Below are 10,658 nucleotides of genomic sequence, written 5' to 3'. Positions count from 1 at the left end.
GCCTCCTTAACAATTTGCATTTTTTGCTCTGGTGAGTACTTTTTTCTAGTCATTCAGGACTACCCCCCTACTGCATAATGTAACAGATTTAAGTCAAACTGTCCAATACAGTTAGGGGGCTTGAGTGCCACACTGCCGTAGCTTTTGCCGTCCTTATGTTTCAATTCCTCATAGGTAGGCTTCGCACATGTGCTGTACACCCCGACAGCGAACAAAGCGTTGGGTTTCAATTCCTCATAGGTAGGCTTCGCACTTAAAAATGTCCCGGTCCAGATATTCAGGTTTGGGAACAGTTTCAATTCCTCATAGGTAGGCTTCGCACAAGGCCTTTTCAAATTTCTCCTCCAGGGTCATCGGACGTTTCAATTCCTCATAGGTAGGCTTCGCACGTAGACATTCCCGGTGAATATATAGGAATTGCCCTTTGGTTTCAATTCCTCATAGGTAGGCTTCGCACGTATAATCAACAATTCAATCCGGTACCTTCGCTAAGTTTCAATTCCTCATAGGTAGGCTTCGCACGCAGGAGGAAAAGGGCAATACGGCGGTGACATTTTTGTTTCAATTCCTCATAGGTAGGCTTCGCACGGAAGCACAGCCCGGCGGCAAAATAACCACAATTTCCGGTTTCAATTCCTCATAGGTAGGCTTCGCACTAACCATTGTGTCCGTCCAGGCAAAAGAGTTTAATTCGTTTCAATTCCTCATAGGTAGGCTTCGCACAAATAATATTTAACTCCCGGTTGGGGTGCAAGCCCGTTTCAATTCCTCATAGGTAGGCTTCGCACTGGTGGGTGCTGGTTGGATTTATGGCCGGTGGTACGGTGTTTCAATTCCTCATAGGTAGGCTTCGCACCATGCCAACCACCAATACCGCCTGGCCGAAAAATGCCGTTTCAATTCCTCATAGGTAGGCTTCGCACATTCTAACGTACTCGTAGTAACCCCGAAACACCTGTGTTTCAATTCCTCATAGGTAGGCTTCGCACTGATATAAGTGCAGTAAGGTTTCCCGATGTTCCTTGTTTCAATTCCTCATAGGTAGGCTTCGCACCTTTGGCCAGTACTCTGCGAGCCCGCTTAATCCACTGTTTCAATTCCTCATAGGTAGGCTTCGCACCCAATCCTAGTCGTACTGGACGGCCAGGAGGTTGGCGTTTCAATTCCTCATAGGTAGGCTTCGCACCTCTGGCTACATCATAACAAATACCTATTGACATGTGTTTCAATTCCTCATAGGTAGGCTTCGCACTGAATCAAAGGAGGGGGCACTAATGAAAAAGTGGACGTTTCAATTCCTCATAGGTAGGCTTCGCACGAGGACTGGACCACCTGTTACCACCCCACCTGGTTGCGTTTCAATTCCTCATAGGTAGGCTTCGCACAAAAAACGATGCCGTTGTTGTATATGCCGTTACCGGGTTTCAATTCCTCATAGGTAGGCTTCGCACCCCCTTCGACCATGCCGGACGTACCCGCGCCCAAATGTTTCAATTCCTCATAGGTAGGCTTCGCACCACCACCGCGCCGGGGGCGAATGCCACCCGTTCACGTTTCAATTCCTCATAGGTAGGCTTCGCACGGTGTAACCGTGACGCCGTCCCACTTCCATGGCGGGTGTTTCAATTCCTCATAGGTAGGCTTCGCACCAGGATACTGGACCATAGGGCTTCACTACCTTCTTCTGTTTCAATTCCTCATAGGTAGGCTTCGCACTATGTCGGGCCTCCGACACCATTTGCAACCAAAACAAGTTTCAATTCCTCATAGGTAGGCTTCGCACTGGTAACCCTGGCTATGGTCCGGCGCAGGATTGACTGTTTCAATTCCTCATAGGTAGGCTTCGCACCCGTCGAGGGCGCATTAATAAAGACCCATTTTTTCAGGGCTGGTCCTACAAACAAAGGTATCATCTTTTTGGGCGGGGCAGTAAAAACGGCCCGGCCCTTGGCGGGCGCCTTCTTTCCGTCTACCGCACTATCCATTGATCTGTCGTCGATCCCCCGCCATAATTACATTATTGGCGATCGACGACAAAAATCCTGCTAATAGATCCATTGCTCACCGCCTTTTTGGATACCCATTAATTGCCTTTTAGCATATTTCTGGTTGCCCAGGACATAGAAGAGAAGGGAATCTTCCTCTTTATTGATAATCCGCTCCAAATCGATCTGGAGGGCACGAAAAGTGGCTTCGGTGAGCTCGCCCTCCAGCACCGAGTTCTGGACCCAGTTCAGATATTTACGTGCGGTTTTGAGCACTTTGCCCACCCGTGATACATTCACGTCATATACCAGAATGATATACATTTCCAATTACCTCCGTAAACCCGGCGGCACTACCATTATTTTTGCCGGTAATACAAAGGCCGGCGGCGGTACAGTGGCAAGATATGGTGGCGGCACTGCCGTTATTTCAGCCCGTAGTACCGTCTATGTACCAAATTTTTACGGGCTCCACAAGAACGCCAGCCATAATTATTTCAGCCCGTAGTACCTTCTATGTACCCCGACCATCCGGCGGTCAGGGCCTGGCGCTTCCGTTATTTTAGCCCGCAGCATCCCAAACACCCCACCCCATCCATATCCTACCAACGACTGACAAAGGGTTCGTAAGGCTGTTCGCCAATCAGGTGCTTTTCCAATTTATACAGTTCCATCCGCAGCAGCGTCTGGTAACTGACATTGCGCTTGAGCCGGCGGTGGTAAAAGGTAGTCTGCAGTTTTTCCTCCAATTCTTTGACATACAGGCGCCGGCCTGATTCCTTGAGCAGGACGGCGGCACCGTGACGTTCGAAGTCCCCGGGTCCAACCATTTTTTTACCCACCAGGGTAAACAGGACGCGGTCGGCCAGGATGGGTTTAAATATTTCCGCCACGTCCAGGTTCAAAGTAAAACGGCGGAAGTTGGTGGCGTGCAGGTAGCCGATGCGTGGGTCCAGGTGCGTTTTGTATATTTCTGTGAGCACCTTGATGTAAATAAGGGAGTTGCCGAAACTGATCAGTGCGTTCAAGGGGTCGGCCGGTGGTCTTTTGCTGCGGCCATTGATCATGAAAGGCGAGCCCTCCAGAATAGTATTAAAACTCTCGTAATAGCAGGCGCGGGCGTTGCCCTCAATGGCCATCAGTTCCTCTACGTTGCCACAGGCGGGCACTTTTTCCGCCAGCCGGCCGATGGACTCGCCGTATGAAGCCAGGTCCTTTCCCCGGTTCTGATAGTAGCGCAGGATCTGGATGATGTTGGCCAGGGCCCCTTCCACGAATTTTTGTGCCAGGTGGAGGCGGCGGCCGGGATCCAGGTAGTGTTCGGCCTGCCGCAGGATTACGTACCCGGAGTTGTAATGTTCCCGGGGATAAAAACTGCCCACGTAATTCCCGTAATGGCCGAAAAAATGCAGGATTATTTCCTGCTCCTGCATAAACTCCAGCAACTTCTTATTCAGGTCCACTTCGCCGAAAACAATGATGTCGCGGATGCTGGCCACGGGAAAATACCTGGTTCCCTCTTCACTTTCCATACAAATGGTATTGTCCTTGCGTTTCAGACGGCCACTGGCAAACAGGTATAGTGTCCTCTGCATGGGTCCACCCCCGGATTAACTATGCCCAGCACAACTCGGCATAGGCGCATTTCCCGCAAAAAGGAATTTTCTGCGGCGGTGGAGGCGTATCCCGGTATATAATAGCAGTGATGCGTTTCTTCAGGTCTTCCACCTGTTGAGTCAGGTTGTCATCCAGAATCACCTGCTCCCGCCGCCGCTCATCAGGAAACAAGAGTTCACCCCGGGCCTCAATGCCCATCTCCTTGAGTTCATAAAGGTAAAAGGCCAGCTGCATCCTGGCCGCCTCCCGGGCACGGGAAGACTTTTTTACCTCCCCCACCACAAAATCCTGCCCGCCGCGGCGGACCAGGTCCAGGCTCAAATGACCCAGATGTATTTCTTTGCGCTCACGGCCATAGGCCCGGTTATCGATGAGGCGTCCCAGTTCCAGGTAAACGTTGTCCTCATCGGGGCAGATCTGCCTGGCCATCAGCCAGACCTGCCGCGGGCAGATCATCATGGCCTGCACAAAACTGCCGATTACGCGTACATCCCCGGTCAAAAAGGAGTCACCTCGCCCGGCCATCGTTATTTGAACCTGCAGCTCATGCCCATGCCGGTTAATTAGCCGGCAAAAAAACCACGCAGCCCGACCATAAAGCCCCCGAACTTAATAAATCAAACACCCCTCATCCTTTACCCGTTTAAAGCCGGTCTGCCCATCGTAGAACTCATCGAGCAGGTAAGGAGGAATAACCGGTGGACGGGTTTCGCCGTCCAGCCTGTGCAGCAGCAGGTCTTTCGGCACGGAAACGATATAACGCAAAAAATCTCTTTTCAGCAACAGGAAAGCCTCCCGGCGCCGGCGCAGATCCCGTTCGCCGGATACGGTGGATTGATAGCGGTTCCAGATTTCCTCCGCAGCCGCATCCGCGCAGACAAAGACCTGCACATAGTGGGGCAAGTCCCGGATCAGGGCGAAGTCGGAAATACATGGGCTTTCCTCATCAGCCCCCTTTCCCGTAAAGCGCAGCCGGGCCATGGCCTGCAAAAGCCCCTCGCTTTCGGCCAGGGATTTGCTCTGCCGCACGGTATGAAAGTAATCCGCCACGGCATCATAAAAATCCGGCTCCTCCAGGAACGACCTGGCCCCAAACAACCGCCGGGCGGCCAGGGTATGGATTTTACCGTAGACAAATGAGGCCAGGGAATGGTTGCCTTCGCCCGGTTTATCCACCAGGTGCATCAGATGTACATTTCCCCTTGCCCGCCGGAAGTGACGGTTGCAGCGCCCGGCCACCTGCACCACGGCGTCCACCGGGCCCAGATCCCGCCACACCTCATCAAAGTCCAGGTCCACACCGGCCTCCACCACCTGGGTGGACACCAGAACCGGCTTTTCCCCCCGCGCCAGCCTTTCGCGTATTTCCTGCAGGCGGCGTTCCCTTTCCGCCGGAATAATATTGGTGGAAAGGTAATAAAGGGGCGGCCCGCTTCCGGCCCAATAATCCCGCAAAGCTTCATAAAAGGCAATGGAGCTTTTGATGGTGTTTAATACCACCAGGTAGGAACGGTCTTGCGCATAGGCGTCCAGGAAATTGGCCGCCGCCTCATCTGCGGTCAGCGGGGTCATATCCGCCCATACGGACACCCGGTTCACCGCCGCGAACTGCCGGCGTACCGTATCCGGATCGCCGGCCAGCTCCACGGCCTCATGCTCTTTAAACCATTCCGGGCGGGTGGCGGTCATCAAAATCACCCGCATGTGCAGATGATCACAGGCCCGGCGTAAAGTTTCCTCCACCAGCGGCCAGTATTCCACGGGTATGTTCTGCACTTCATCCAGGATCAGAATGGCACCCCCCAGCCGGTGCAGCTTCTTCAGCATCCGGTTTTCATAGCCAATCAATGTATGAAAAAGCTGCACGAAAGTAGTGATCACCACTTCGCTCTGCCAGCTCTCGATGAGCAAAAGCGCCTCGTCCAGAGATCTTTCCTCATCGTCCTCCAGCAAGCTGTAACGCACATCGGCCAGGTGGTGATGCTTTAATATCCAGGATGTGGGTACGGGGGCGGCCGGGTCGGCCAGGTCGGCCAGGGCAGTCCGCAATAACTTTTCCCCCACCTCAAAGGTTTGATCCACTATGCTGGTAAAGGGCAGGGCATAGATAATGCGAGGCCGGGTGTTATTCCTTACGGTGGATAACCGTTCCCGCAGGCTAAAGGCGGCCTTGAACCCGGCCAGGGTCTTCCCCGCACCGGTGGGCGCCGTAATGGTGAAAATCTTCTGCTCCAGGGGCACCCTGCTGATCCCCGCCGCCACGTTCCGGTAGATATTTTCCCGCAGTATTTCCATGGAATTGCCGGGCGGTCCGAAGTGCGCGGCCCGGTAGCGCTCCAGCAACTCTCCCTCTCCCGGAATGGTTGTCCGTGCGGCTTCCCTTACCCGGGCGGCGTGGATTTTGTCCGCATCGATCAACGCCGAGAAGAGGCCGATCAGGTCAAAGTAGGCGCTCAAATCCCGGTCATCCCGGCGCTTCCACCGGCGCCAGCCGGTGTAAAGGGCGCCGTAGGCCGCAGTCCACTGATCCAGGAATTGATCTAGCATTTGATGCCAATCCCATGCCAGCCAGTGCGGGGGATCCATGCCCTGTTTGGCCAACAGGCGGGCTGTGTGGGCGGCGGCACAGGACAGGGATTGGGCCACCTTTCCTGCCTGAGCGCGCAGGTCGGCCACCTGTTCTTCCACCACCCGCAGCCGCCCCGCCGTCTCCGGGTCCAGGTTTTCCCGGACCTCCGGGGCCAGGTCCCGCGGGGCCACCAGGAACTCTGCGGGATCGGCCAGGCTCCGGTGGTGGCGAACGATGGACAGGAATACCGCCAGGCGCAGCGGCAAGGGAAAATCGAGCCCGGTGGCCAGGTGCAGGGCAAAGAGGCCGGAGATGAAGGCATGCTGTTTGGCCGGCCCCCCCTTCCCCTGCAGCAAATAGCGCTGGAAGTAGCCGGTATATTTGCCGAAGTCATGGGTCAGGCCGGCCAGCAGCGCCGCCGGGACCAGGTCCCGGCGGCCCGGCATGGCCTGCAGCCGGGTGGCGGCGCCGGCCGCCACCCAGGCCAGGTGTGCGCTCAACAAATACTTGCGGGCTCCTTCTTTGTGGGCGTAATGGGGCATGGCTATCCCTCCAGAAAAGCCACCGTTTCTTCCTCTCCATTCTGAAAAAGGAAGCGGTAGGCCGGCACATGCAACCGGACCGTAAAAGGTTGGCCCCGGTCTTCGTAAATAATGGATACCGGGGGACGTAAGGCGCGTCCCGGACCGAAGCTATGGGGCGCTTTTTCCCGGATCAGCCGGCAGGCGCCCTTGTTCCCGGCCAGCAGCATTTCCTGCAGCAGGGCGGCGTTCAGGAGAGAGTGCAGGCTCACCCGGCTCCCCGGCGGAACGGCCTGGTAATCGCCCCGACCGGCCAGCAGCACATACTCACCCCGGGCAATGCACTCGGTCAACCCCAGGTAAAGGGGGTAGTACGGCCGGTTTTCCCTCAACCGGCAGGCGGCCTCCTCCACCAGGCCGACATCAGGGTGGGCGAAAAAAACACGGAAGCATAAACTGTGGTTTCCGCGGGCTGGCCACAGAAACTCCAGGGGTATCTGGGTCCCCCGGGCCCGCCCCAGGCGCCTTAATTCGGTCAGGTCTTCCTTTTTGGTCCGCACGTAGTTCACGGTCTGGATCAGGCGGCGCCCCGGCGCCTTGATCACAATCGCAAACCGGCCCCGGTCCAGTTCCTTATAATACGAATCCCGCTCATATCCCAGGACGGCGGCCACCACACCCATCAAGACGGTGCGCGGCGGGAAACCGTAGGTCAGGGAGGAGGAGTTGGTATAATATTTACGGAAGTGGGCCATGGGCCCCAGCAGGTCGAAAATGAGCACCTGTTTCAAAGTATCAAGTCCTTCCCAGGGTTTTCACTTTGTCAGGACCGAGAATATCGCCCAGCCATCCGGCCATGCTGACCTCCTGCCCGTCCACCACCGTACGCAGGTCGGCGTCCTGCCAGATGTATACCCGGTCCAGGCGCTCATGCACCCGGGACAGTCGCCCGGCCAAGCCCTTTAATTCCAGGGTGAAATCCTGCACGGCCCGGAGGCCGCTGGCCGGATCCAGACGGAGGTCTTCCCGGGGATCGCCCATAAAGGTTTCGGCATCGGTAAAAACAAAGCGGGTATACAGGCGCGGGTACTGGCCGATCTTGGAGCGGGTGGCCAGCAGGGGAATGGCTTTGACCATGGCTTCATCCAGGAGGGCCACATCGGCCTCGCCCGTGGCCCCATTCCCGTCTCCTCCGGCCCGGGCCAGCATGGCCGCCGCCCGCCGGGCGCTGATTACCCCGTGGAAACCGATGAGGGCGTAATACAGCCGGTAGTCCTTGCCAAAGGTCCCCTGCCGCGCCCCTTCACGGGTGGAAAACTGCGAGGAGATGGTCACCGAATCCACCAGCTGTACCCTGTTCAAGGAATATCCCCAGGTAAACTGCACCGGCCCGGTGAGGTTGACCGCCTCCCCCGTCCCCCGCCGGTCACCCCTGATGGGCATGGTGGCGCCAAAAAGACGCACATCCACCAGTTTGGTCAGCAGAACGGGCAGGTCGGCACCGGTGGGTTCATGCCCCAGCACCTGCTTTAAGCGGCCGGCGGCTTCCGTCAGGCCTTCCGACTTGGTAACATAAATGGTATGGTTCATCTCCTCCAGATAGTCCCGGATATAGCGTTTGAGCCGGACATCGGACACCAGGCAACGCTCCCGGTCAGTGTCCATGCGCGGGCGGTTTTCATCATCCGGATCGCCGTTGGGATTGCACATTTTGGCGTCGTACAGGAATAAGATCTCACTGTTTTGCCGGATCACTTCATTCACTGGACAGTTCCTCCTTCATTACTTGCATTATTTTCCCGATCGGCTTTGGCCTTAATGGCCGCCCGGGTGGCGTAGGCATAGCCGGATAAGATATAAAAGACGTTTTCCTCCGGCGAAAAGGGCCATTGTTCCCGGTGGGCGTCAAACAACTTTTTCATAATGGCAAAGAGTCCTTCGTTGTAACGCAGAATGTCGTACTGGCGCAGTTGGTCAAAAACAATATTGGACAGCCGCACCACCTTTGACCAGAGCATGCCCGCGTAATTTAACTTCTCCAGCACCGGTTTTTGCCTGTACCCGGCTTCGGCCTGTTCCCGGCCCACCTGGTTCATCAGGTAACCCAGCAGGAACAGGGCGGTGGCCGGCCCGTTGTAATCCATTTCCCGCAGGTAATCCTGCATGGCCCCGTTCAGGCCCTCCAGTTCGCAAACACCAGGCAAAGGCCATTCCCCCTCCAAAAGATTTTCTTCCCGTAAAAGCTTTAGCAGTAAATTGGCCTGCAATATCCGCCGCCCCATCTCCAGTTCTTCGTATCCCGCCTGGGGTTGCTGAATGTTGGTACCGGCAAAACCGCCGGTCTGGAAAATGGCGGCCAGGGCCACGAACTGCCGGATGAGAAAATGATAATTAACCGGTTGTTCCCCGAGCAAAGCTTCGTATATGTAGAGAAGCTTTTTATGCTCGGCCCCCCGCCGGCCTTCGCTGATGGGAATCAAACGGTAGATGCGGGTCAGATCCAGCCACCAGGACCGGTGGTCAACACCAAAAAGGGCCTCCCCCTTTCCAGCCAACCTGTAACTATGCTGTAAAAGGTGGGCGATCCGGCCGGGAGCCACATCCTTCACCAGCCCCAGCACCCGGAATTCGCTCTGGTTCTTCTGGTAGAAAAGAAAGTTCAGAAGCGCCAGGTTGTCCTGGGGCTGTTCCTCCAGGAAATCCGCCAGTTCGGTTTCCAGCCCGCCCCTGCCGGCAATCTTCTCCAGCCAGCCCGCCGCGCTGGACAGGGTACCCACCCGCGCCCGCAGTCTTTCCGCCCATGCCTCCAGATCTTCCCGGCCCATGTCCGGTTCAATCAAAAAGGCGGGCAGGACCAGGAAGTTGATCTGCTGCCCGATGCGCAGGCCCAGATGCTGGCGGATGTATTCTTCGGCCAGGAGCAGGGACCGAAAGCAGGCGGAGCAGACCAGGAAAGTATTCTTGAAACCCTCATCGCTCACTCCCGAGGCGAAACCTATTTTGTCCGTGATGTAGCATTTCAGGAAATCCAGCTGCGAAAGGTCATAGGTCACCGGACGGTTCATCCCGCCACAGACGGAGCATATGCCTTGCAGGCTCTTCTGGCTGCCCTCGGCCACGGCACCCTCCCTGCTCCGGACCACCACTGCCGCATAGGCGGGATCCGTGGCCAGGGGCTCCCCATTAAAAAGGACAGTCCAGAGGGCCGCTTCGGAGGATTTAATACCCAGACCGGCCAGCGCAAACTTTTTGACCTGGTCCGCCACCTGCCCGATCATATCCCGTGCCCTTTCCCGGGGCTTGCCCGCTGTGCCCTCCCAGGCAACGGCCAGAAAATCCTCTCCGGCCAGGCCCGCTTTTCCCGGGTCCAGCACCGGGCTGCCGTCGGGCAGTTTTTGAAAGAAATGTTCCGTAATCTGGAGCAGCCCCTGATAAAGGCGGGTATCCTGCCGGCCCATTTCTTCCATGGCCGCCCGCAGGTTGGGCAATGCCTGTCCCACCAGATAATCCAGCTTATCCGTGGTCAGGTACATCTGGGGCCGGCTGCCCTTTCTATTGCCCACCCAGCGGTACCGGTACAGCACGGACGAATCGATCTCCTCCATATCCGCGTCCAGGCGCGGGCCATTTTCGCTAATCTGAAAGTTCAGCTTCACCAGGTAGATTCTTTCCACCCGGGGCGGTTTGGCCGGCGGCTGCTTAATTAAATCGCCGATTGTGTCCTCCGTGTCCTCCCTACCCCGGGCCAGGGTTCTTCCCACCAGGGAAACAGCTTCTAACAGAATTAATCACCCCCTTGAAAATTTTTGCGGCCCCTGTTGATTCATTCTAACATAGCAGTCCGTCAAATTTTTGGCAGTGCAATCCGGCAGAAAAGAGATATTTTTTTCCGTTTGCCCGACGAACCCGGACTACACCAATAGAAAACCCAACCGGGCCACAATCCATAAATTATCAGATCTTTAC

Annotated in this window: 7 protein-coding genes and 1 CRISPR repeat array; all 7 genes read right to left on the bottom strand. The window is 56.2% G+C overall.

Going from position 1 to position 10,658, the window contains the following annotated elements; all coding sequences use genetic code 11:
- Nucleotides 1-157 precede the first annotated feature (157 nt).
- Nucleotides 158-1,849: direct repeats of the CRISPR family, unit length 30 nt; unit sequence GTTTCAATTCCTCATAGGTAGGCTTCGCAC.
- A gap of 196 nt (nucleotides 1,850-2,045) precedes the next feature.
- The 7 genes from cas2 to GFC01_RS14460 all read right to left on the bottom strand — a co-directional run bounded on the left by cas2 (nucleotide 2,046) and on the right by GFC01_RS14460 (nucleotide 10,474).
- Complete coding sequence (gene cas2 / locus GFC01_RS14490; protein WP_152947882.1) at nucleotides 2,046-2,309, bottom strand: CRISPR-associated endonuclease Cas2; 264 nt, start codon at nucleotides 2,307-2,309, stop codon at nucleotides 2,046-2,048.
- Between the two features lie 278 nt (nucleotides 2,310-2,587).
- Entirely contained in the window at nucleotides 2,588-3,580 is a 993-nt protein-coding gene (cas1b, locus tag GFC01_RS14485) for a type I-B CRISPR-associated endonuclease Cas1b (protein ID WP_152947881.1), read from the bottom strand.
- Between the two features lie 19 nt (nucleotides 3,581-3,599).
- On the bottom strand, nucleotides 3,600-4,103 hold the full coding sequence (gene cas4, locus GFC01_RS14480) for a CRISPR-associated protein Cas4 (RefSeq protein WP_423244399.1): 504 nt from the start codon (nucleotides 4,101-4,103) through the stop codon (nucleotides 3,600-3,602).
- A gap of 108 nt (nucleotides 4,104-4,211) precedes the next feature.
- Nucleotides 4,212-6,713 (bottom strand): CRISPR-associated helicase Cas3', encoded by a 2,502-nt coding sequence (cas3, locus tag GFC01_RS14475; RefSeq protein WP_152947879.1) that lies wholly within the window; start codon nucleotides 6,711-6,713, stop codon nucleotides 4,212-4,214.
- Between the two features lie 2 nt (nucleotides 6,714-6,715).
- Nucleotides 6,716-7,474, bottom strand: coding sequence for a CRISPR-associated protein Cas5 (gene cas5 / locus GFC01_RS14470; RefSeq protein WP_341474011.1), 759 nt, complete (start codon nucleotides 7,472-7,474; stop codon nucleotides 6,716-6,718).
- A gap of 13 nt (nucleotides 7,475-7,487) precedes the next feature.
- On the bottom strand, nucleotides 7,488-8,456 hold the full coding sequence (gene cas7b, locus GFC01_RS14465; RefSeq protein ID WP_341474009.1) for a type I-B CRISPR-associated protein Cas7/Csh2: 969 nt from the start codon (nucleotides 8,454-8,456) through the stop codon (nucleotides 7,488-7,490).
- The gene (locus GFC01_RS14460; protein WP_152947877.1) at nucleotides 8,453-10,474 is read right to left on the bottom strand and encodes a TIGR02556 family CRISPR-associated protein; all 2,022 of its coding nucleotides are present in this window, start codon (nucleotides 10,472-10,474) and stop codon (nucleotides 8,453-8,455) included. Before GFC01_RS14460 ends, cas7b begins: the two co-directional genes overlap by 4 nt.
- Nucleotides 10,475-10,658: the final 184 nt, after the last annotated feature.

The organism is Desulfofundulus thermobenzoicus (genome assembly GCF_009428905.1).
GTDB classification, from domain to species: Bacteria; Bacillota; Desulfotomaculia; order Desulfotomaculales; family Desulfovirgulaceae; genus Desulfofundulus_A; species Desulfofundulus_A thermobenzoicus.
Note: the sequence above shows the minus strand (reverse complement) of the source record. Positions and strands in the feature narration are given on the sequence as shown.

What these genes read in the sequence shown, in the direction of transcription:
- cas1b (WP_152947881.1), bottom strand. Translation starts at nt 3,580, where the DNA reads ATGCAGAGGACACTATACCTGTTTGCCAGTGGCCGTCTGAAACGCAAG.
- cas2 (WP_152947882.1), bottom strand. Translation starts at nt 2,309, where the DNA reads ATGTATATCATTCTGGTATATGACGTGAATGTATCACGGGTGGGCAAA.
- cas3 (WP_152947879.1), bottom strand. Translation starts at nt 6,713, where the DNA reads ATGCCCCATTACGCCCACAAAGAAGGAGCCCGCAAGTATTTGTTGAGC.